Here is a 20,746-nt window from a genome sequence, read left to right on the forward strand (position 1 = left end):
GGGCCCTGCCCGGTGCGCGAGGGCCGGCAGGCCCATGAATGCTGGGGGTCGTGACATCTCTGTTTCCCTGAAAGTTGCGTTACAGGGGAATGTTATCGTGTTTCTTCCACGGGTTCGTCAGTTTCTTGGTGCGCAGGCTGGCAAAAGCGCGCGCCACGCGGCGACGGGTGGACTGCGGCATGATCACCTCGTCGATGAAACCCTTTTCCGCCGCCACGAAGGGGTTGGCGAAACGGTCCTCGTATTCCTTGGTCCGCTGGGCGATCTTGTCCTTGTCGGCCAGTTCGGCGCGGTAGAGGATCTCGGTCGCGCCCTTGGCCCCCATCACCGCGATCTGCGCCGTGGGCCAGGCATAGTTGAAGTCGCCGCGCAGATGTTTCGACGCCATCACGTCATAGGCCCCGCCATAGGCCTTGCGGGTGATGACCGTGACCTTCGGCACCGTCGCCTCGCCATAGGCGAAAAGCAGTTTCGCGCCGTGCTTGATGACGCCGCCATATTCCTGCCCGGTGCCCGGCAGGAAGCCCGGCACGTCGACCAGCGTCAGGATCGGGATCTCGAAAGCGTCGCAGAAGCGCACGAAACGCGCGGCCTTGCGGCTGCTGTCGATGTCGAGACAGCCGGCCAGCACCATCGGCTGGTTCGCCACCACGCCGACCGACTGACCCTCGATCCGGATGAAGCCGGTGATGATGTTGGCGGCGAAATCCTTCTGGATCTCGAAGAAATCCGCCTCGTCGGCGATCTTCCGGATCAGCTCGTGCATGTCATAGGGCTGGTTCGGATTGTCCGGCACCAGCGTGTCAAGGCTCGGCTCCACCCGGCTCACGTCGTCGAAGAACGGCCGGGTCGGCGCGCGGTCGCGGTTCGACAGCGGCAGGAAATCGAACAGCCGGCGCGTCTCGGCCAGCGCCTCGACGTCGTTATCGAAGGCGCCGTCGGCGACCGAGGACTTCTTGGTATGGGTCGCGGCCCCGCCCAGCTCCTCCGCCGTCACCACCTCGTTGGTCACGGTCTTCACCACATCGGGGCCGGTGACGAACATGTAGGAAGTGTCCTTCACCATGAAGATGAAGTCGGTCATCGCCGGGGAATAGACCGCCCCGCCGGCGCAGGGCCCCATGATCAGGCTGATCTGCGGCACCACGCCCGAGGCCATGATGTTGCGCTGGAACACCTCGGCATAGCCGGCCAGCGAGGCCACGCCCTCCTGGATGCGCGCGCCGCCGGAATCGTTCATCCCGATCACAGGCGCGCCATTCTGCAGCGCCATGTCCATGATCTTGCAGATCTTCTGCGCATGGGTCTCGGACAGCGAGCCGCCGAAGACGGTGAAGTCCTGGCTGAAGACATAGACCATGCGGCCGTTGATCGTGCCCCAGCCGGTCACCACGCCGTCGCCGGCGGGGCGGTCCTCGTCCATGCCGAAGTCGGTGCAGCGGTGGCGCACGAACATGTCGAATTCCTCGAACGAGCCCTCGTCGAGCAGCAGCTCGATCCGCTCGCGCGCCGTCAGCTTGCCCTTGGCATGCTGCGCCGCGACCCGGCGGGCACCGCCGCCCGCGCGGGCCAGATCGCGCCGATCCTCAAGCTGCCGAAGAATGTCCGTCATGGCCTTGCCCCCCGAAATTTGCCGCACCATAGTGACGCCGGCCGCGGTCAGAAAGCAATTTTCAGTAAATTTGCAAACTCTCCGCAGCCAACCATCCGCAAATTGCAAATCCGCTAACCCGCGAGCCCTCCATGCCCAGCCTGCCCGTCCCCCTCCTCACCATCGGCCTCCTGCTCGCCTCGAACATCTTCATGACCTTCGCCTGGTACGGGCATCTGAAGTTCAAGGCGGCCCCGCTCTATGCGGTGATCCTGATCAGCTGGGGCATCGCCTTCTTCGAATACCTGCTGCAGGTGCCGGCCAACCGGATCGGCCACAGCCATTTCTCCGCGGCCGAGCTGAAGACCATCCAGGAGGTGATCACCCTCCTCGTCTTCGCCGTCTTCTCGGTGTTCTTCCTGAAGGAACCGCTGAGCTGGAACCACCTCGTCGGCTTCGCCTTCATCGCCTGCGGCGCCTTCTTCATCTTCCACAAATGGTAGCGCACAACCGCCTGTGCATTCCTGCGATGGACTTGGCGCCCACCCCGGACTAGCTCAGCCTGATGTCGGATCTTCCAGCCCCCCGTTTCCTGCACCGCGCCTCGCCGCCGCATATCATGACGCTGGTGCTGCTGACCGGCCTCGCCGCGCTGAGCATGAACATCTTCCTGCCCTCGCTGCCCGGCATGGCCGCCTGGTTCGGGGTGGAGTACGGGCTGATGCAGCTCTCGGTCTCGCTCTATCTCGGGCTGAGCGCGGTGCTGCAGGTGATGATCGGCCCGATCTCCGACCGCTATGGCCGGCGCAACGTCATCCTCGGCTCGCTGGCGCTGTTCCTCTTGGCCACCATCGGCACGCTGACCGCGCCGAACGCCACCGTCTTCCTCATGTTCCGCATGGCCCAGGCCGTCATCGCCTCCGGCATGGTGCTGAGCCGGGCCGTGGTGCGCGACATGGTCCCCGACGCGCAGGCCGCCTCGATGATCGGCTATGTCACCATGGGCATGTCGCTGGTGCCGATGATCGGCCCGGTGGTCGGGGGCATGCTGGACGAGATCTGGGGCTGGCAGGCGAATTTCACGCTGCTGCTGATCCTCGGCGTCGTGGTGACAGCGCTGGTCTGGGCCGACCTCGGCGAGACGGCGGCGATGCAGCCGGTCAGCTTCGGCGACCAGCTGAGGCAGTACCCCGAGCTGCTCACCTCGCCGCGCTTCTGGGGCTACGTGCTCTGCGCCGCCTTCGTCTCGGGCTGCTTCTTCGCCTATCTCGGCGGCGCGCCCTTCGTCGGGACCGAGGTCTTCGGCCTCTCCTCCTCCGAGGTTGGCCTCTATTTTGCCTTCCCCGCCGTGGGCTACGCCTTCGGCAGCTTCCTGTCGGGCCGGTTCTCGGTGCGGATCGGCATGAACCGGATGGTGCTCTGGGGGGTAATCGTCACCACCGGCGGGCTGCTGTTGCTGTTGCTGCTCACCTTGGCCGGGCTGCATCACCCGGCGATCTTCTTCGGCATGACCACCTTCGTCGGCATCGGCAACGGCATGTCGCTGCCCAATGCCAATGCCGGGATGCTGTCGATCCGGCCGCATCTCGCCGGCACCGCCTCGGGCCTCGGCGGGGCGATCATGATCGGCGGCGGCGCGGCGCTGGCCGCGGCGGCGGGGGCGATGCTGAGGCCGGGCAGCGACGAGATGCCGTTGATCCTGCTGATGCTCGGCTCGGCCTTCGCGGCGGTGCTGTCCATCCTCGGGGTGATCCGCCGCAGCCGCAGGCTCGGCCTCGCCGGTTGACAGCCGGCTTTGCAACCGTCTAGCTGACTTTGCAAAGAGGGGGCCGCCGGTGACCGCGCAGAAACTCTATGCCGGGGCCAAGCTGCGCGAGCTGCGCACCCGGCTCGGCCTGACCCAGAAGGTCTTCGCCGAGAAGCTCGGGGCCTCGCTGCCCTATCTGAACCAGATGGAAAACAACCACCGCCCGGTCTCGGCCACCGTGGTGCTGGCGCTGGCGCAGGAGTTCGGGCTGGACGTGACGGTGCTGACCACCGGCGAGGCCGAGCGCATGGTCACCGACATGCGCGAGGCGCTGGCCGACCCGGTCTTCGCCGCGGGCGCACCGCCGCTGGCCGACCTGCGGCTGGCGGCCTCCAACGCCCCGGCGCTGGCCCGGGCCTTCCTCGACCTGCATCGCGCCTATCGCCAGAGCCATGAGCGGCTCGCCTCGCTCGACGAGGTGCTGGGCCGCGACGACACGGTGCTGCGCCCCTCGCCCTGGGAGGAGGTGCGCGACTTCTTTCACTATTGCGACAATTACCTCGACGCCATCGACCGGGCCGCCGAACATTACTCTGCTCCCGGAGGCATCCGGAAAGACGTGGTTCTCATCGCCTCCGAAACCTTGGCCAAGGCCGGCGTCAGCTTGCAACTATCCGACATGACGACCATCCGCCGCTTCGACCCCGGGCAGAGGGCGCTGGAGCTGTCGGCCCGGGCCAACGGGGCGACGCAGCGTTTCCAGCTGCTGCATCAGGTGGCGCTGCTGACCCAGAACGACCTTCTGGAGGCGACGCTCGATCTCGCCCGGTTCCAAAGCGCCGAGGCGCGCGACATCGCCAAGATCGGGCTGGCCAACTATTTCGCTGGGGCGGCGCTGCTGCCCTACCGCCCGTTCCAGCAGGCGGCGCTGGAGACGCGGCACGATCTGGAGCGGCTGGCCGACATCTTCGGCGCCTCGATCGAGCAGGTGGCGCACAGGCTCTCCACGCTGCAGCGGCCCGGGGCCAAGGGCGTGCCCTTCTTCTTCGTGCGGGTCGATCAGGCGGGCACCATCACCAAGCGCCACTCCGCCACGCGCTTCCAGTTCGCGCGCTATGGCGGCGCCTGCCCCTTGTGGAACGTGCATCGCGCCTTCGAGACGCCCGGGCATTTCCTGCGCCAACTGGCGCAGACCCCGGACGGGGTGCGCTATCTGCTGCTGGCGCGCGACGTGTCGAAATCGGGCGGGTCGTTCCATGCGCCGGTCCGGCGCTTCGCCATCGGCCTCGGCTGCGAGGTGCAGCATGCGGGGGCGCTGGTCTATGCCGACGGGCTGGATCTGAAGGGCCAGTTCGAGCCCATCGGCATCTCCTGCCGGATCTGTGACCGGCAGGAGTGTCATCAGCGGTCGGTGCCGCCGATCGAGAGGCAGCTGCGGGTCGATCCCGACCGGCGCGGCCTGTTGCCCTACGAGATCGTGGGCTAGGGTTCGGAGACGATCAGCCGGCTGCGGATCTCGTCCTTCAAATGCACGCGCTGCTTTCTCAGCTGTTCCTCCTGCAGCGTGTCCATCGGATCCATCCGCGTCTCGGCCCGGTGAACCTGCTTGTTCACCGCGTAATACTCTTCCACGAGCCGGGCGAAATGCGGATCCGAGATCCTGAGGTCGCGTATCCGCTCCGCCTCTGCCGGGAAATCCTCGGCAAGCTCGTGTGGCGTGTGGGTCATGCGGTTCTCCCTCTTCGTTGCCGTTGAGGGAAGCCTAGGCGGCGGCCGTGAAGGAAACCTTGACGCCGATCAAGTCAGTTGCGGATCGGGCGGAAGCCGGCGGCGCGGGCCTCGGCCTCGGTGCAGAACCAGCCCTCCTCCGGGCCGCTGATCCTTGTCCTCGCATAGTCACGGCTGCCCGGCAGGTGGTAGATCCGGCCGTTCTTCGACACATTGCCCTTGATGGCGCAGCCGGAGGTCGGCGCGGCGGCCGAAGGCGCGTCGGCGCCGCGACGATGCGCCTCGGGCGTCACCATCTCGCCCGACCAGAGCCCGAGCCGGCTCCGCTGCGCCTCGCCCTCCTGATCGACGTAGCGCCCGGAATACCTGCGATAGGCAAGCGCGGCGCCGCTGCGCACCAGCGCGGCGTTGATGTCCTCGCCATCCGCGCGGCAGACGGCGAGCAGCCGGCCGTAGCGGTCCTCCTCCGCGCCCTCGCAGACCACCCGCCGGCCTTCGACCCGGGCGGCAAGCTCGGCCGTGGCCCAGCTGCCGCAATCCCAGCGCGCGCCCTCGGCGCCGCAGGACTGGTCGCGCTCCGGCGCGTCGATGCCGAAGAGCCGCACCCTCTGCCCCGCGACATGCAGCGTGTCGCCGTCGATCACCCGCACCTCCCCGGTGACCGAGGCGGCGAGGGATGGCAGGGCTGCGAGGCCCAGCATCAGAACAAGGAGCGAACGAAAGATTAACATCCGGCCGATGTCCCGGCTTTTCAGCCGGAGATCAAGCCAAATCTTAACACGAGGTTAACGGATCAGCGCTGGCTGACCCGCCAACCCGAGGCGATCACCGGCTCCAGGTTCAGGGGCGCCAGCGGCGTCTTGCCCAGCACGTGATCCGCCGCCTTCTCGCCCACCATGATTGACGGGCCGTTCAGGTTGCCATTGGTCACGCGCGGGAAGATCGAGCTGTCGGCGACCCGCAGCCCCTCGACGCCGATCACCCGGCACTCCGGATCGACCACCGCGCCGGGATCGTCGCGCCGCCCCATCCGCGCCGTCCCGCAGGGGTGATAGGCGCTTTCGGCATGGTCGCGGATGAAGCTGTCCAGTTCGTCATCGGTCTCGAAGCCCGGCCCCGGCTGGATCTCGTGCTTCACATGCGGCTTGAACGCCTCCTGCCCGAAGATCTCGCGCGTGAGGCGGATGCAGCGGCGGAAGTCGTCCCAATCGTCGGGATGCGACATGTAGTTGAAACGGATGACCGGCGCCGCCTCGGGATCGGCGGAGCGCAGCGTGACCGCCCCGCGCGACTTCGACCGCATCGGCCCGACATGGGCCTGGAAACCATGCCCGCCCGCCGCCGCCTTGCCGTCGTAGCGCACGGCGATCGGCAGGAAGTGATACTGGATGTCGGGGTAATCGACACCGGGCTTCGAGCGGATGAAGGCGCAGGCCTCGAACTGGTTCGAGGCGCCGAGCCCCCGCCCGGTAAACAGCCACTGCGCCCCGACCATCGCCTTGCCGCGCAGGTTCCAGTGCCGGAACAGCGTGATCGGCTGCAGGCTGGCATATTGCATGTAGATCTCGAGGTGATCCTGCAGGTTGGCCCCCACCCCCGGACGATCCGCGATCACCGGGATGCCATGCTCGGCCAGATGCGCGCCGGGGCCGATGCCCGAAAGCATCAAGAGCTTCGGCGTGTTGATCGACGAGGCGGCGAGGATCACCTCGCGCCCGGCCCGGATCACCTCGCGCTGGCCGTTGCGCGACACCTCGACGCCCACGGCGCGGCCATTCTCGACCACCACCCGCAGCGCCAGCGCGCGGGTGAGCTTCACGCCGAACTTCTTCATCGCCGGGCGCAGATAGGCATTGGCCGCCGACCAGCGCCGCCCCTTCCAGATCGTCGCCTCCATCGGGCCGAAGCCCTCCTGTTGCGCGCCGTTGTAGTCATCCGTCACCGGATAGCCCGCCTGCCGCCCCGCCTCGATGAAGGCGTTGAACAGCGGGTTCGAGCGCGGGCCGCGCGTGACGTGCAGCGGCCCGTCATGGCCGCGCCAGTCCACATCGCCCGGCACCTGCCAGTTCTCCATCCGCTTGAAATAGGGCAGCACATCGGCAAAGCCCCAGCCCTGCGCGCCCTGCTCGGCCCAATGGTCGAAGTCATGCGCATGGCCGCGCACATAGACCATGCCGTTGATCGAGGAGGACCCGCCGATCACCTTGCCGCGCGGCGTGGCCAGCACCCGATTGCCCAGATTGGGCTCGGGCTCCGTTTTCAGCCCCCAGTCGTAGACCGGCATGTTCATCGGATAGGACAGGGCGGCGGGCATCTGGATGAACGGGCCGGCGTCGCTGCCGCCATGCTCGATCACCAGCACGGATTTCCCGGCCTCGCCCAGACGGTAAGCCATGGCGCATCCGGCGGACCCGGCGCCCACGATCACATAATCGGTCATCACTATACCTCAGTAGGGCGCATCGACCGGGCCCATTCCCACATAGACCGACTTCACCTGCGTGTAGTGCTCGATGGCGGCCTTGCCGTTCTCGCGGCCCACGCCCGACATCTTCGAGCCGCCGAAGGGGCTCTCGACCGGGGTGAGGTTGTAGGCGTTGATCCAGCAGGTCCCGGCCTGCAGCTGCGCCACGACCCGGTGGCCGCGCGCCAGATCGGCGGTGAACACCCCCGCCGCCAGACCGAAGTCGGTGCCATTTGCCCGCGCGATCACCTCTTCCTCGGTGTCGAAGTCGAGCACCGCCATCACCGGGCCGAAGACCTCCTCGCAGGCCAGCGTCATCCCGTCGGTCACATCGGCGAAGACGGTGGGCTGCACATAGCAGCCGGGGCTGACCGAGGCCTCGCCGCCGCAGACCAGCCGCGCGCCTTCGGCCTTGGCCTTGCCGATATAGCCCAGCACCTTGTCGAGCTGCGCCTGCGACACCAGCGGACCCATCTGCGTCTCGGGGTCGAGCGGGTCGCCCATGCGGATCGCCTCCGACCGTTCGGCCAGCCGCTTCAGGAAACGGTCCTTCAGCCCGCGCTGCACGAAGACCCGCGTGCCGTTGGAACAGACCTGCCCCGCCGAGTAGAAGTTGCCCAGCATGGCCGCGCCCACGGCGCTTTCCAGATCGGCATCGTCGAAGATCACCAGCGGCGACTTGCCGCCAAGCTCCATCGTCACATGCCGCACGCCCTCCGCCGCCGCCGCATAGACCTTGCGCCCGGTCGGCACCGAGCCGGTGAGCGAGACCTTGGCGACCCGCGGATCGGTGACGAGCGCGCCGCCCACGGCGCCACGGCCCTGCACCACGTTGAAGAGGCCCGCGGGCAGCCCGGCCTCGATCAGGATCTCGGCCAGCTTCAAGGCGCCCAGCGGCGTCACCTCGGAGGGCTTGAACACCATCGCGTTGCCCAGGGCGAGCGCGGGGGCCGCCTTCCAGCAGGCGATCTGGCTGGGGTAGTTCCAGGCGCCGATGCCGACGCAGACGCCCAGCGGCTCGCGCAGCGTGTAGACGAAATCCTGCCCCAGCGGGATCGTCTCGCCGGTGACCGAGGGGGCGAGCCCCGCGAAGAACTCCAGCGCGTCGGCGCCCGAGGGCCAGTCGGCCACGGTGGTTTCCTGCAAGGGCTTGCCGGTATCGAGTGTCTCGAGAAGGCTCAGCGCCTCGTTGCGGTCGCGGATCATGTCGGCGGCGCGGCGCAGGATGCGCGAGCGCTCCACCGGGCGCATCCGGCCCCATTCGGCTTGCGCGCGCGCAGCCGAGGCAAGCGCCGCCTCGATGACGGCGGGGGTCGCTTCGTGCAGCCGCGCGATCACCTCGCCGGTCGCGGGGAAGATCACCTCGATCTCGGCGCCCGCGGCATCCTCAAGGTAACGGCCATCGACGAAATGGCTGGCTTCGGGTTGCGCTTTCATTGACGGTTGCCTTTCAGTTCTGCATCGAGATAGGCGAGCAGCATCGACACTGCCGCCGCGCCGTCGGGAGGGCCGGCCTTGAGCACTTCGCGCAGGTAGACCCCGTCGATCATCGCGCCCAACCCGTCGGCCAGCGCATCCGCCTCGCGGCCCACCAGCGGGCGCAGGCAGATGAGCAGGTTCGACCTGAGCCGCCGCTGATAGATCGCCAGCAGCCGCCGCGCCTCGGGCACGGTCTGCGCCAGCACGTAGAAATTCAGCCACGCCCCCACCACCTCCCGGCGGAAGTTGGTCGGCGAGAACGAGGCCCGCAGGATCGCCACCAGCCGCGCCTCCGGCCCCTCGGCCGACAAGAGCGCGCCGCGCACTTCGGCCCCGTAGAGCGACAGGACATGGCGCATCGCGGCGAGGAACATCGCCTCCTTGCCGCCGAAGTAGTGATGCGCCAAAGCCGAGGACATGCCGGCCCGCTTGGCGATCTGGCTCACGGTCACGTCCAGACTGCCGGTGCGGCCGATCTCCACAATCGTCGCTTTGACAAGCGCCGCCTTTCTAATAGGCTCCATCCCAAGTTTCGGCATCGGCCCACCCAATAATCCTTGCCAAGCCGAGCTATCGTGAAGTTTATTGACTCGTCAATCAACAAAAAACGGGGAGACCTACATGACGTCCTTCAGATCGGCGCTGCTCGCTTCGGCAGCCGCCTTCGCCCTTGCAACCCCTGCTCTGGCGCAATCCGACTGCACCGCGGTCAGCTTTTCCGATGTCGGCTGGACCGATATCACCGTGACCACCTCGGCGACCAAGCAGGTGCTCGAAGCGCTCGGCTACGAGGTCGAGGTCGACATCCTCGGCGTGCCGGTGACCTATGCCTCGATGGACAAGGGCGATATCGACGTCTTCCTCGGCAACTGGATGCCCGCGCAGGAAGGGGCGATCAAACCCTACCTCGACTCCGGCACGATCGAGACGCTGACCACCAACCTGACCGGCACGAAATACACCCTCGCCGTTCCGGGCTATCTCTACGACAAGGGCGTCAAGTCCTACGCCGACCTCGCCAAGTTCAAGGATGACCTCGACGGCAAGGTCTACGGCATCGAGGCCGGCAACGAGGGCAACGGCTATCTGATCAGCCTGACCGAGCCGGGCGGGCCGCTGGAAGGCTTCCAGATCGTCGAAAGTTCGGAACAGGGCATGCTGGCGCAGGTGGCGCGGATCTACCCGACCGAGAAGGGCGTGGCCTTCCTCGGCTGGGAGCCCCATCCGATGAACGCCAATTTCGATCTGAAATACCTCACCGGCGGCGAGGATTTCTTCGGTTCCGAAGGCGTGGTGAACACCGTCGTGCGCAAGGGCTTCGCCGAGGCCTGCCCGAACGTCGCCAAGATGCTGGGCCAGCAGACCTTCACCCTGCCGATGGAAAACGAGATCATGGGCAAGATCCTCGACGACGGCCAGGAAGCCGACGAAGCCGTGCTGGAATGGCTGAAGGCCAATCCCGCCACCATCGAGCCCTGGCTGGCCGGGGTGACCACCGTCGACGGCAAGGAAGGCCTGCCGGTCGTGAAAGAGGCGCTGGGTCTCTGATCCGCCCCCTGCCCCGCGGTCGCTGACCGCGGGGCCACCGGGACAACCCGGACCCAATTTCCACATCATCAGGGGGCCGCATGATCGACTGGCTGACCGATTACAAGATACCCGTCGGCCGATGGTCGAAGCTGGCGTTCGACTGGCTGAACGCGCATGGCGGACCCGTCTTCGAATTCATCCGCAGCACGATGCAGACGGTGATCGACGCCTGTCTCGTGGTGATGGAGGGCGCGCATCCGCTCATCATCATCGCCGTGCTCACCGCGCTGACCTGGTATCTGCAACGCAACTGGCGGGTCTGCCTGCTGGTGGTGGTCGGCTTCGCCTTCATCCTCAACCAGGGCTACTGGGAAGAGACGATGCAGAGCATGACGCTGATCCTGATGTCCTGCATCACCTGCATGGCCATCGGCGTGCCGATCGGCATCCTCGCGGCGCACAGCCCCAAGCTGCAACGCGGCATCAGCCCGCTCCTCGACCTGATGCAGACGCTGCCCACCTTCGTCTACCTGATCCCCGCCATCGTCTTCTTCGGTCTCGGCATGGTGCCCGGCCTGATCGCCACGGTGATCTTCGTGCTGCCCGCGCCGATCCGCCTGACCTGGCTCGGCGTCGCCTCCACCCCGCCCGCGCTGATGGAGGCCGCGGAAGCCTTCGGCGCCACTCCGAGCCAGCGGCTCTGGAAGGTGGAATTGCCCTATGCCCTGCCGCAGATCATGGCCGGGCTCACCCAATCCATCATGCTGTCGCTGTCGATGGTCGTGATCGCGGCTCTGGTCGGCGCCAACGGGCTCGGCGTGCCGGTGGTGCGGGCGCTGAACTCGGTCAACACCTCGCTCGGCTTCGAATCGGGCTTCATCATCGTCGTCGTGGCGATCATTCTGGACCGCATGCTGAGGGTGACGCGCAAATGACGGCTGTCGAATTCGACAAGGTTTCCATCGTCTTCGGCGATCACCCCGAACGCGCCCTGCCCTTGATGGACAAGGGCCAGAGCCGGTCCGAGATCCAGGCCGCCACGGGTCAGGTGCTGGGCGTGCACGACTGCTCGCTGACCGTGGCCGAGGGCGAGATCCTCGTGCTGATGGGTCTCTCCGGCTCCGGAAAATCCACCCTCCTGCGCGGCGTCAACGGGCTGAACCCGGTGGTGCGCGGCGAGGTGCGGGTGAATGACGGCGACAAGATGGTCTCGGTCACCCATGCCGGCAAGGACGACCTGCGCAGCCTGCGGCTCAGCCGCATCGCCATGGTGTTCCAGGCCTTCGGCCTGCTGCCCTGGCGCACGGTGCGCGACAACGTCGGCCTCGGGCTGGAGATGGCGGGCCTGAAGCCCGCGCAGCGCCGCGCCCGGGTGGACGAGCAGTTGAAGCTGGTGAACCTCAGCCAATGGGCCGACCGCAAGGTGGGCGAGCTCTCGGGCGGGATGCAGCAGCGCGTCGGCCTCGCCCGCGCCTTCGTCACCAATGCGCCGATCCTCCTGATGGACGAGCCCTTCTCGGCGCTCGACCCGCTGATCCGGGCCAGGCTGCAGGACGAGCTCCTGGAGCTGCAATCCTCGCTGAAGCGCACCATCATCTTCGTCAGCCACGATCTCGACGAGGCCTTCAAGATCGGCAACCGGATCGCGCTGATGGAGGGCGGGCGGATCGTCCAATGCGGCACCGCGCGCGAGATCATCGCCAATCCGGTGTCGGATTACGTGGCCGATTTCGTCGCCCACATGAACCCGCTCGGGGTGCTGACGGCGCGCGACGTGATGCTGGCGGGGCCGTCTTCCGGGCTGCACAGCGTCGCCTGCACCACGCCGGTGCGGCAGGTGATGGAGATGCTGCGCGACGGCGCGTCGGAGATCGCCGTGACCGACGAGACCGGGGTCTGCGGCACGATCCGCTCCGAGGCGGTGATGGCGCGGCTCATCGACCCGCGCGGCACGGTCTGAGCCCTCAGGCCGCGTCGGGCTCCGACGCGGTCTTCTTGGCGGCGGGCTTCTTCGCCGCCGGCTTCTTGGCGGCAGGCTTCTTCGCCGCCGCCTCGCCCGCCTTGGCCGCGGGTTTCTTGGCGGCGGTCTTCTTCGCCGCCGTGCCGTCCGCAGCCTTGGCCGCCGGCTTCTTCGCCGCCGGTTTGGCCGCCGCCTTCTTGGCCGGGGCCTTCTTCTTGCCCGACTTGCCGGCCTTCTCGGCCACCAGCGCCAGCGCCTCGTCCAGCGTCACCGCCTCGGGCGCCAGATCCTTGGGCAGCGTCGCGTTCACCTTGCCCCATTTGACATAAGGCCCGTAGCGCCCCGGCATGACCTGCACGAGCCCGCCATCCGGATGCTCGCCCAGCTCCTTGATCGGCGTGGCGGGGGCAGCGGCACCCCTACCGCGCGTCGCCTTCTGCGCCAGCACCTCCATCGCGCGGTTCATGCCGATGGTGAAAACCTCCTCGGCATCCGCGAGGTTGGCGTAGGTGCTGTTGTGCTTGACGTAGGGCCCGTAGCGCCCCAGCGCCGCCTCGATCATCGCCCCGTCCTCGGGATGCGGGCCGATCTGGCGCGGCAGGTTCAGAAGCATCAGCGCCCGTTCCAGATCGATGCTGTCCGGCGCCCAACCCTTCGGCAGGCTGGACCGCGGCGGCTTGGGCTCCGCCTCCGAGGCCTCGCCGCGCTGGACATAGGGCCCGAAGCGTCCCGAACGCAGGCTGATCGGCAGGCCGTTCTCGTCATTGCCGAGCACCTTGCCATCGGGCGAGATCCCCGACTCCTCGCCGCCGACCGAGATCGGCCTCGTGTAGCGGCATTCCGGATAGTTGCCGCAGCCGATGAAGGCCCCGCCCGACCGCGCCGTCTTCAGATGCAGCCGCCCGGTGCCGCAGACCTGACAAACCCGCGGGTCGGACCCGTCGGCGCGCAGGGGATAGAGATGCGGCGCGAGGAACTCATCGATCCGGGTCAGCACCTCGCCGATGCGCAGGTCGGCTGTCTCGGCCACGGCGGCAGAGAAGTCGCGCCAGAACCGGGCCAGCACGTCCTTGTAGTTCCGCTCGCCCGCCGAAACGTCGTCGAGCTCGCCTTCCAGATCGGCGGTGAAATCGTATTCCACGTATTTGCGGAAGTAGTTGGTGAGGAAGGCCGTCACCAGCCGGCCCTTGTCCTCGGGGAACAGCCGGTTCTTGTCCTTGCGGACATATTCCCGGTCGACGATGGTCGTCAGGATGCTGGCATAGGTCGAAGGCCGGCCGATCCCCAGCTCTTCCATCCGCTTGACCAGCGTCGCCTCGGTGTAGCGCGGCGGCGGCTGGGTGAAATGCTGCTCCGGCGTCACCGACTTCTTCTCGGCGGCCTCGCCCTGCATGATCTGCGGCAGACGACCCTCGTCATCGCCCTCCTCGTCGCGGCCCTCCTCGTAGATCCTGAGGAAGCCGTCGAACAGCACCACCTGCCCGGTGGCGCGCAGCACCACCTGGCCGTCGCTGCTGCCGACATCCACCGTCGTCCGCTCCAGCCGCGCTGCCGCCATCTGGCTGGCGATGGTGCGCTTCCAGATCAGCTCGTAGAGCTTGCGCTGGTCAGCCTCGGTCAGTCGCAGGCTGTCGGGCGCCGCCGACATGTCGGTGGGCCGGATGCACTCGTGGGCTTCCTGCGCATTCTTGGCCTTGTTCTTGTACATGCGCGGGCTGTCCGGCACGTAATTCGCACCGAAGCGCCGCTTGATCTCGTCGCGCGCCGCCATCACCGCCTCGGGCGCCATGTCGATGCCGTCGGTCCGCATATAGGTGATGTAGCCCGCCTCGTAGAGCCGCTGCGCCGCGTTCATGCATTGCTTGGCGCCCATGCCGAACTTGCGGCTGGCCTCCTGCTGCAGGGTCGAGGTCATGAAGGGGGCCGAGGGGTTGCGGGCGGCGGGCTTGGCCTCCACCGACTGCACGCTCAGGCTGCGCGAGGTGACGGCATGCACCGCAAGCTCCGCCGCCTCGGCGGTCGGGATGTCGAACTTGTCGAGCTTCTTGCCGCCGAGCACCGTCAGCCGCGCCTCGAACTCCTGCCCGCGCGGGGTGGCGAGCACGGCGCCGACGGTCCAGAATTCCTTGGCGCGGAAGGCCTCGATCTCCATCTCGCGCTCGACGATCAGCCTGAGGCAGACCGACTGCACCCGCCCGGCGGATTTCGCGCCGGGCAGCTTGCGCCAGAGCACCGGCGACAGGGTGAAGCCCACCAGATAGTCCAGCGCCCGCCGCGCCAGATAAGCGTCGACCAGCGCCGCATCGACCTCGCGCGGCGATTTCATCGCCTGCGTCACCGCTTCCTTGGTGATGGCGTTGAAGGTGACGCGGCTGACGGTCACGCCCTTCTTGATGCTGGAGGCCAGCGCCTCCTTGAGGTGCCAGGAAATCGCCTCGCCCTCGCGATCGGGGTCGGTGGCGAGGATCAGCTCATTGTCGGTCTTCAGCGCGTCGGTGATGGCGCGAATGTGTTTCTTGCTGTCGCTCGCGACCTCCCATTTCATAGCGAAGTCATGCTCGGTATCGACCGATCCGTCTTTCGGCGGCAGGTCGCGGACATGGCCGTAGGAGGCGAGAACCGTGTAGTCGGAGCCCAGATACTTGTTGATTGTCTTGGCCTTGGCCGGGGACTCGACGACGACGACTGCCATGAAAACCTCTTCTGCGACCAAGCCCTGCGATAGCGCGGCAAGATGTGGGGGATTGGTCGCGATTGTCAATGGACCCGCGGTCGCGCCGGATTGCCGCCCCGTGGGGCTGCCGTCAGTCGAGCCGCGACAGCAGCCCGCCCGCTTGCCGCTGGATCCGCCCCTCCAGCTCCAGCGCCAGAAGCTCCGGCGCGACATGCGCGGCGGGCAGCGCCAGATCGCGGATCAGCTGGTCCTCGGCCAGGGGGCTCGGCCCCAGCCGGTCGAGGATCCGGCCATGCAGCAGCGCCACCTCGCGCAGCGGTCGCCGCTCCGGCACCGGGCCGGGCAAGGGCGGCGGGGCGGGCGGCAGCGGCGGCGCCACCGGCAACACCGCGTCGGGATTCGCCTTGCCGATCGCCTCGATCACGTCGGCGGCGTGGCGGATCAGCGTGGCGCCGTCGCGCAACAGCATGTTGCAGCCCGCCGCCCGCGCATCGAACGGATGGCCCGGCACGGCGAAGACCTCGCGCCCCTGATCCAGCGCATCCTTGGCGGTGATCAGGCTGCCCGAACGCGCCGCCGCCTCCACCACGATCACCGCGCGGGCCAGCCCCGAGATGATCCGGTTGCGCAGCGGGAAATGCCGCGCCTGCGGCTCCAGCCCCATCGGCTGCTCCGAGATCCGGCAGCCGCGCGCCGCGACCTCGGCGGCGAGGCCGGCATTCTCCGCCGGGTAGATCATCTCGACCCCGCCGGCCTGCACCGCCACCGTGCCGCCGGCCAGCGCCGCCCGATGCGCCTCGGCGTCGATGCCGCGGGCGAGGCCCGAGACCACGACATAGCCCGCCTCCGCCAGCTGCTCCGCCAGCCGCCGCGCCATGCGCAACCCGAGGCTGGAGGCGTTGCGCGCCCCCACCAGCGCCACCATCGGCCGCGCCAGCAGCCCGACATCGCCCTGCGCCCAGAGCACCGGCGGCGCGTCGGGCAGGTCCATTAGCGCCGGCGGATAGGCCGGCCCGCCATGGCGCAGCAGCCGCGCCCCGGCCAGGCGGCCCCGCGACAGCTCGTCGCGCGCCACCTCCTCCGGACAGGGGGCATAGCGCTCCACCCCCGCCGCCCGGGCGATTTCCGGCAGGACGGCCAGCGCCGCCTCGGCCGAACCGTGATCCAGGAGCAGCCGGTGGAAGGTCACCGCCCCCACCCGCCGCGACCGGATCAGCCGCAGCCAGGCGACCGGGTCGGGCGCGGCCGGGGACGGATCATCGGGAGCAGCAGCCATCGCACCTCGCCTCTCTGACGAGTCGCAGCATGGCCAGCGCAGGGTTAATCCCGGGTGAATCCGTTCGCGCCAACCGGCCGATGCCCGCTTTTCTCCGGCAGGCGACGGCCTTGTGAGAGGGATCACGATTGAACTTGCAGCAAAACAAGAGCAAAGAAGGCCAAACCTGCGCCCGGAGCGGCGCATCCAACGGAGCCTGACATGCTGAATGCCGATGTAAGCCGCCGCCGTGATGACGCGATCTCGCGCGGGGTGGGGATGCAGACCCAGATCTACGCCGACCGGGCGCTGAATTCCGAGATCTGGGATATCGAGGGCAACCGCTACATCGATTTCGCCGCCGGCATCGCCGTGGTCAACACCGGCCACTGCCACCCCAAGGTGATGGCCGCCGTGGCCGAGCAGATGGGCCGCTTCACCCACACCTGCCATCAGGTTCTGCCCTACGAATCCTACATCCGCCTCGCCGAGCGGCTGAACGCCGCCGCCCCGGGCGATTTCGCCAAGAAGTCGATCTTCGTCACCACCGGCGCGGAATCGGTCGAGAACGCGATCAAGATCGCCCGCATCCACACCGGGCGTTCGGCGGTCATCGCCTTTGGCGGCGCCTTCCACGGCCGGACCTTCATGACCATGACGATGACCGGCAAGGTCGAGCCCTACAAGAAGGGCTTCGGCGCGATGATGCCCGATGTCTACCACGTCCCCTTCCCGCAGGAGGTGCATGGCGTCTCGACCGCCGATGCGATGGCGGGGCTGACCAAGCTCTTCAAGGCCGATCTCGATCCGGGCCGCGTCGCCGCGATCATCTTCGAGCCGGTGCAGGGCGAAGGCGGCTTCTACCCGGCCCCCGCCGATCTGGTGCGCGGCATCCGCAAGCTCTGCGACGAGCATGGCATCGTGATGATCGCCGACGAGGTTCAGACCGGCTTCGCCCGCACCGGCACGCTCTTCGCGATGCATGGCTATGACGTGGCCCCCGACCTCATCACCATGGCCAAGGGTCTGGGCGGCGGCCTGCCGATCGCCGCAGTGACCGGCCGGGCCGAGATGATGGATGCGGCGCATCCCGGCGGTCTGGGCGGCACCTATGGCGGCAACCCCTTGGGCGTGGCCGCGGCCCATGCCGTGCTCGACGTGATCGAGGAGGAGGACCTCTGCGCCCGCGCCAACGAGCTCGGCAGCCGGTTGAAGCAGCGGCTGGAGCAGATCCGCTCCACCACCCCGGAGATCTCCGACATCCGCGGCCCGGGCTTCATGGTCGCGGTCGAGTTCGCCGACCCGGGCAGCAAGGAGCCCGACGCGGGCTTCACCAACCGCGTGCGTCTCGAAGCGCAGAAGCGCGGGCTGATCCTCTTGACCTGCGGCGTCTACGGCAATGTGGTGCGCTTCCTCGCCCCGATCACCATCCCCGACGCGCATTTTGCCGAGGCGATGGACATCCTCGAAGCCTCCGTCGCGGCGGCCCGGCAGGGCTGATCCCGCAGATACCGGCACGCGGGGGCGCAACGCCCCCGCCGCTCTCCGATTATTCCTTCGGCAGCAGCGCCGCGCAGTCCTTGATTTTTGAAGTTGTTGGAAGGTTTGTCATGAACACCACCGCCCCTGCCGCATCGCCCGGCATCGCCCTGATGAATGCCGGCTACTCCGTCGATGGCCGGGTGATCCTGTCGGAGCTCTCCACCACGCTGGTCGAGCAGCGCATCGGCATCCTCGGCCGCAACGGGTCGGGCAAGACCTCGCTCCTGCGGCTGATCGCCGGGCTGATCGCGCCGACCACCGGCGCCGTGACCGTCGACGGGCTGCGCCCCGAAAAGGACCGGCGCGAGATGCTCTCGGCGCTCGGCATCCTCTTCCAGAACCCCGACCACCAGATCATCTTCCCAACGGTGGAGGAGGAGCTGGCCTTCGGTCTGCGCCAGCAGGGCCGCAGCGCGGCCGAGGCGCAGGCGGCGGCGCTGGCCGCCCTCGCCCAGCACGGCCGCTCGCATTGGGCCAAGGCCTCGGTGGCCACGCTGTCGCAGGGCCAGCGGCATTTCCTCTGCCTTCTCTCGATCCTGGTGATGGAGCCGCGCACCATCCTGCTCGACGAGCCCTTCACCGCGCTGGACCTGCCGACACAGATCCGCCTGACGCGCCAGCTCGCCGCCCTGCCGCAGCGGCTCATCACCATCACCCATGATCCGGCGCTGCTCGCCGGCTACGACCGGGTGATCTGGCTGGAGAACGGCCGCATCCTGCGCGACGGCCCGGCAAAGCCGGTGATCGCCGAGTACAAATCCGACATGACGCGACTGGGGGCCTCCGATGCTGACGCTGACCTCCCCCGTTGAGACCCGCCTGCACCGCCTGCCCGCCGGGCTGAAGCTGGCGCTGCTGGCGCTGGCCGCCATCGGACTGGCCCTGCTGCCGCTCGGCGGGCTGGTGCTGGCGGCGGCGGCGGTTGTCGCGCTCTATCTGGCGCAGGGCACGGTCTTCGCAGCACACGGGCTGCGGATGCTGCGGCCGCTCTGGCCCTTCCTGCTGGTGCTGCTGGTCTGGCATGTCTTTACCGCCGACCTGCCGCGCGGGCTGGAGGTGGCGCTGCGGCTGCTCACCGCGGTGGCGCTGGCCAATCTGGTGACCATGACCACCCGGCTCGAAGACCTGATCTCGGTCGTGGAGCGCCTTGCCGCCCCCCTCGCCCGCTTCGGCCTGTCGCCGCGGGTGCTGGCGGTCTCCATCGCTTTGGTGATCCGCTTCGTCCCGGTGTTCCTGCTCCGGGTCAATCAACTGGCCGAGGCATGGCGGGCCCGGTCGCGCGGCCGGGCGAACTGGCGCATCGTCGTGCCGGTGGCGCTGACGGCGCTTGACGATGCCGACCACGTCGCCGAAGCATTGCGCGCCCGCGGCGGGCTCTGACTCGCCGCCCCTTCGAGGAGAAGACATGGAACGTTCCGTCACCCAGATCGCGCTCTTCGCCGCGCTGATCGCCGTCCTCGGCCTCGTGCCGCAGATCACCCTGATCAGCGGCGTGCCGATCACCGCGCAATCGCTGGGCGTGATGCTCTGCGGCACCGTGCTGGGCGCCCGCAAGGGCGCGCTGGCGGTGCTGCTGTTCCTGCTCCTCGTCATGCTCGGCCTGCCGCTCTTGTCGGGCGGGCGCGGCGGCATCGGCGTGCTGGCCGGGCCGACGGTCGGCTTCATCGTCGGCTTCCCGGTGGCGGCCTTCCTCGCCGGGCTGGTGGTGGAGAAGTGGCGCGCCCCGGTCGGCGTCGCCGCCTTCGCCGGCTCGGTGCTGGGCGGCATCGTGGCGATGTATGCCTGCGGCACCGTCGGCATGGCGCTGGTGCTGGACAAGACCCTGCCCGAGGCGGCGCTGCTGAACACGCCCTTCCTCGCCGGCGACCTGATCAAGACCGTGCTCGCCGGCCTCATCACCAACGGTCTGGCCCGGGTGCGGCCCGGGGCGCTGCTGTCGCGCCCCTGACCACGGCCCAAAGCTACCTGAACGCCGCCGACAGCTGTCGCGCGGCGTTCACCATGAGCGAGAGATCCATCCCCACCGCCGTGAAGCGCGTACCCCAGCCCATGCACTGCCGCGCGAAGCCGGCATCCCCGGTCAGGATGCCCGGCGGCTTGCCAGCGGCGGCGATGCGGCGGATGCCGTCCTCGATCGCCGCCACCACCTCGGGATGCATCAACTCACCCGGATGGCCCATGCTCGCCGCCAGATCGGCCGGGCCGATGAACATCCCGTCCACCCCGTCGACCGCCGCGATCTCCTCGATCCGGGTCAGCGCCTCGGCCGTCTCAACCTGCACGATCAGGCAAAGCTCCTCCTCGGCGCGCTGGGTGTAATCCGGGATCGCGCCGAAGCGTCCGGCCCGGGTCATGCCCGCGACACCCCGGATGCCGCGCGGTGCATAGCGCATCGCCGCCACCGCCGCCCGCGCCTCCTCGGCATCCTGCACATAGGGCACGATCAGCGTCTGCGCCCCCAGATCCAGAAGCCGCTTGATCAGCACCACGTCGTTGGAGGCAGGCCGCACCACCGGGCTCACCGGATAGGGCGCCATCGCCTGCATCATCGCCAGCGTGTCGGGCACATCGGTCAGCGCATGTTCGGTATCGATGACAATCCAGTCGAAGCCGCAGCCGGCCAGCGCCTCGGCGACCAGCGGGCCGGGCAGCGAGTTCCACAGCCCGATCTGCTGCCTCCCGTCCAGAAGGGCTTGCTTGAAAGCGTTTTTCGGCAGGGTCATGCGGTTCTCCTCGGCTCCCGGAGGGCCGAGGCTAGCCGATCCTGCGCCCGCCG

Annotated in this window: 19 protein-coding genes; 10 read left to right on the forward strand and 9 right to left on the reverse strand. The window is 68.2% G+C overall.

Features of this window, described 5'->3' with window-relative positions; genetic code table 11:
* Nucleotides 1–79: 79 nt before the first annotated feature.
* Complete coding sequence (locus C5F48_RS04830; RefSeq protein ID WP_107662807.1) at nt 80–1,612, reverse strand: acyl-CoA carboxylase subunit beta; 1,533 nt, start codon at nt 1,610–1,612, stop codon at nt 80–82.
* 131 nt (nt 1,613–1,743) lie between these two features.
* Here C5F48_RS04830 and C5F48_RS04835 point away from each other — a divergent pair, with 131 nt between their 5' ends.
* From C5F48_RS04835 to C5F48_RS04845, 3 genes are all read left to right on the forward strand, one after another.
* Nucleotides 1,744–2,094 carry a DMT family protein gene (locus C5F48_RS04835; protein ID WP_107662779.1) on the forward strand — a complete coding sequence of 117 codons (351 nt, stop codon included), beginning with the start codon at nt 1,744–1,746 and terminating at the stop codon, nt 2,092–2,094.
* A gap of 62 nt (nt 2,095–2,156) precedes the next feature.
* Nucleotides 2,157–3,377: a multidrug effflux MFS transporter gene (locus tag C5F48_RS04840; protein ID WP_107662780.1), complete on the forward strand. Its 1,221-nt coding sequence runs from the start codon at nt 2,157–2,159 to the stop codon at nt 3,375–3,377.
* 49 nt (nt 3,378–3,426) lie between these two features.
* Complete coding sequence (locus C5F48_RS04845) at nt 3,427–4,824, forward strand: helix-turn-helix domain-containing protein (protein WP_107662781.1); 1,398 nt, start codon at nt 3,427–3,429, stop codon at nt 4,822–4,824.
* Here C5F48_RS04845 and C5F48_RS04850 read toward each other — a convergent pair.
* The 5 genes from C5F48_RS04850 to betI form a co-directional block, all read right to left on the reverse strand.
* Nucleotides 4,821–5,066: an HP1242/YdcH family protein gene (locus C5F48_RS04850; protein ID WP_107662782.1), complete on the reverse strand. Its 246-nt coding sequence runs from the start codon at nt 5,064–5,066 to the stop codon at nt 4,821–4,823. The two genes, C5F48_RS04845 and C5F48_RS04850, sit on opposite strands and share 4 nt — an antisense overlap.
* Before the next feature lie 74 nt (nt 5,067–5,140).
* Entirely contained in the window at nt 5,141–5,797 is a 657-nt protein-coding gene (locus C5F48_RS04855; protein ID WP_107662783.1) for a thermonuclease family protein, read from the reverse strand.
* Between the two features lie 62 nt (nt 5,798–5,859).
* A complete protein-coding gene (gene betA / locus C5F48_RS04860) occupies nt 5,860–7,506 on the reverse strand; it encodes a choline dehydrogenase (protein WP_107662784.1) in 1,647 nt (548 codons plus the stop codon).
* A 9-nt stretch (nt 7,507–7,515) separates the two neighbouring features.
* A complete protein-coding gene (gene betB, locus C5F48_RS04865; RefSeq protein WP_107662785.1) occupies nt 7,516–8,967 on the reverse strand; it encodes a betaine-aldehyde dehydrogenase in 1,452 nt (483 codons plus the stop codon).
* Nucleotides 8,964–9,548 (reverse strand): choline-binding transcriptional repressor BetI, encoded by a 585-nt coding sequence (gene betI / locus C5F48_RS04870; RefSeq protein WP_107662786.1) that lies wholly within the window; start codon nt 9,546–9,548, stop codon nt 8,964–8,966. The genes betB and betI overlap by 4 nt, the downstream gene beginning before the upstream one ends.
* Before the next feature lie 82 nt (nt 9,549–9,630).
* Here betI and choX point away from each other — a divergent pair, with 82 nt between their 5' ends.
* The 3 genes from choX (at nt 9,631) to choV (ending at nt 12,499) form a co-directional block, all read left to right on the forward strand.
* Nucleotides 9,631–10,557 carry a choline ABC transporter substrate-binding protein gene (gene choX / locus C5F48_RS04875; RefSeq protein ID WP_107662787.1) on the forward strand — a complete coding sequence of 309 codons (927 nt, stop codon included), beginning with the start codon at nt 9,631–9,633 and terminating at the stop codon, nt 10,555–10,557.
* Between the two features lie 80 nt (nt 10,558–10,637).
* Nucleotides 10,638–11,474: a choline ABC transporter permease subunit gene (choW, locus tag C5F48_RS04880; protein WP_107662788.1), complete on the forward strand. Its 837-nt coding sequence runs from the start codon at nt 10,638–10,640 to the stop codon at nt 11,472–11,474.
* Complete coding sequence (gene choV, locus C5F48_RS04885; RefSeq protein ID WP_107662789.1) at nt 11,471–12,499, forward strand: choline ABC transporter ATP-binding protein; 1,029 nt, start codon at nt 11,471–11,473, stop codon at nt 12,497–12,499. Before choW ends, choV begins: the two co-directional genes overlap by 4 nt.
* A 4-nt stretch (nt 12,500–12,503) precedes the next feature.
* On the opposite strand, the gene topA is transcribed toward choV, so the two are convergent.
* Both topA and dprA read right to left on the reverse strand, forming a co-directional pair.
* The gene (gene topA, locus C5F48_RS04890; RefSeq protein ID WP_107662790.1) at nt 12,504–15,191 is read right to left on the reverse strand and encodes a type I DNA topoisomerase; all 2,688 of its coding nucleotides are present in this window, start codon (nt 15,189–15,191) and stop codon (nt 12,504–12,506) included.
* A gap of 112 nt (nt 15,192–15,303) precedes the next feature.
* The gene (gene dprA / locus C5F48_RS04895; protein WP_107662791.1) at nt 15,304–16,449 is read right to left on the reverse strand and encodes a DNA-processing protein DprA; all 1,146 of its coding nucleotides are present in this window, start codon (nt 16,447–16,449) and stop codon (nt 15,304–15,306) included.
* 201 nt (nt 16,450–16,650) lie between these two features.
* Here dprA and C5F48_RS04900 point away from each other — a divergent pair, with 201 nt between their 5' ends.
* The 4 genes from C5F48_RS04900 to C5F48_RS04915 all read left to right on the forward strand — a co-directional run bounded on the left by C5F48_RS04900 (nt 16,651) and on the right by C5F48_RS04915 (nt 19,918).
* Nucleotides 16,651–17,928: a 4-aminobutyrate--2-oxoglutarate transaminase gene (locus C5F48_RS04900; protein ID WP_107662792.1), complete on the forward strand. Its 1,278-nt coding sequence runs from the start codon at nt 16,651–16,653 to the stop codon at nt 17,926–17,928.
* Nucleotides 17,929–18,038: 110 nt separating this feature from the next.
* The gene (locus C5F48_RS04905) at nt 18,039–18,782 is read left to right on the forward strand and encodes an energy-coupling factor ABC transporter ATP-binding protein (protein WP_107662793.1); all 744 of its coding nucleotides are present in this window, start codon (nt 18,039–18,041) and stop codon (nt 18,780–18,782) included.
* Complete coding sequence (locus C5F48_RS04910; protein ID WP_107662794.1) at nt 18,757–19,350, forward strand: CbiQ family ECF transporter T component; 594 nt, start codon at nt 18,757–18,759, stop codon at nt 19,348–19,350. Before C5F48_RS04905 ends, C5F48_RS04910 begins: the two co-directional genes overlap by 26 nt.
* Before the next feature lie 25 nt (nt 19,351–19,375).
* Nucleotides 19,376–19,918, forward strand: a complete 543-nt coding sequence (locus tag C5F48_RS04915; RefSeq protein ID WP_107662795.1) for a biotin transporter BioY — start codon at nt 19,376–19,378, stop codon at nt 19,916–19,918.
* Nucleotides 19,919–19,931: 13 nt separating this feature from the next.
* Here the strand turns inward: C5F48_RS04915 and C5F48_RS04920 are convergent, their stop codons facing one another.
* The gene (locus tag C5F48_RS04920) at nt 19,932–20,693 is read right to left on the reverse strand and encodes an HpcH/HpaI aldolase family protein (protein WP_107662796.1); all 762 of its coding nucleotides are present in this window, start codon (nt 20,691–20,693) and stop codon (nt 19,932–19,934) included.
* Nucleotides 20,694–20,746: the final 53 nt, after the last annotated feature.

It is taken from the genome of Cereibacter changlensis JA139 (assembly GCF_003034985.1).
GTDB lineage: Bacteria > Pseudomonadota > Alphaproteobacteria > Rhodobacterales > Rhodobacteraceae > Cereibacter > Cereibacter changlensis.

Bases quoted from the DNA above. Each gene is read 5' to 3' on its own strand.
- C5F48_RS04830 (WP_107662807.1), bottom strand. From the start codon at position 1,612: ATGACGGACATTCTTCGGCAGCTTGAGGATCGGCGCGATCTGGCCCGC.
- C5F48_RS04835 (WP_107662779.1), top strand. From the start codon at position 1,744: ATGCCCAGCCTGCCCGTCCCCCTCCTCACCATCGGCCTCCTGCTCGCC.
- C5F48_RS04840 (WP_107662780.1), top strand. From the start codon at position 2,157: ATGTCGGATCTTCCAGCCCCCCGTTTCCTGCACCGCGCCTCGCCGCCG.
- C5F48_RS04850 (WP_107662782.1), bottom strand. From the start codon at position 5,066: ATGACCCACACGCCACACGAGCTTGCCGAGGATTTCCCGGCAGAGGCG.
- C5F48_RS04855 (WP_107662783.1), bottom strand. From the start codon at position 5,797: ATGTTAATCTTTCGTTCGCTCCTTGTTCTGATGCTGGGCCTCGCAGCC.
- betA (WP_107662784.1), bottom strand. From the start codon at position 7,506: ATGACCGATTATGTGATCGTGGGCGCCGGGTCCGCCGGATGCGCCATG.
- betB (WP_107662785.1), bottom strand. From the start codon at position 8,967: ATGAAAGCGCAACCCGAAGCCAGCCATTTCGTCGATGGCCGTTACCTT.
- betI (WP_107662786.1), bottom strand. From the start codon at position 9,548: ATGCCGAAACTTGGGATGGAGCCTATTAGAAAGGCGGCGCTTGTCAAA.
- choX (WP_107662787.1), top strand. From the start codon at position 9,631: ATGACGTCCTTCAGATCGGCGCTGCTCGCTTCGGCAGCCGCCTTCGCC.
- choW (WP_107662788.1), top strand. From the start codon at position 10,638: ATGATCGACTGGCTGACCGATTACAAGATACCCGTCGGCCGATGGTCG.
- choV (WP_107662789.1), top strand. From the start codon at position 11,471: ATGACGGCTGTCGAATTCGACAAGGTTTCCATCGTCTTCGGCGATCAC.
- topA (WP_107662790.1), bottom strand. From the start codon at position 15,191: ATGGCAGTCGTCGTCGTCGAGTCCCCGGCCAAGGCCAAGACAATCAAC.
- dprA (WP_107662791.1), bottom strand. From the start codon at position 16,449: ATGGCTGCTGCTCCCGATGATCCGTCCCCGGCCGCGCCCGACCCGGTC.
- C5F48_RS04900 (WP_107662792.1), top strand. From the start codon at position 16,651: ATGCTGAATGCCGATGTAAGCCGCCGCCGTGATGACGCGATCTCGCGC.
- C5F48_RS04905 (WP_107662793.1), top strand. From the start codon at position 18,039: ATGAACACCACCGCCCCTGCCGCATCGCCCGGCATCGCCCTGATGAAT.
- C5F48_RS04910 (WP_107662794.1), top strand. From the start codon at position 18,757: ATGCTGACGCTGACCTCCCCCGTTGAGACCCGCCTGCACCGCCTGCCC.
- C5F48_RS04915 (WP_107662795.1), top strand. From the start codon at position 19,376: ATGGAACGTTCCGTCACCCAGATCGCGCTCTTCGCCGCGCTGATCGCC.
- C5F48_RS04920 (WP_107662796.1), bottom strand. From the start codon at position 20,693: ATGACCCTGCCGAAAAACGCTTTCAAGCAAGCCCTTCTGGACGGGAGG.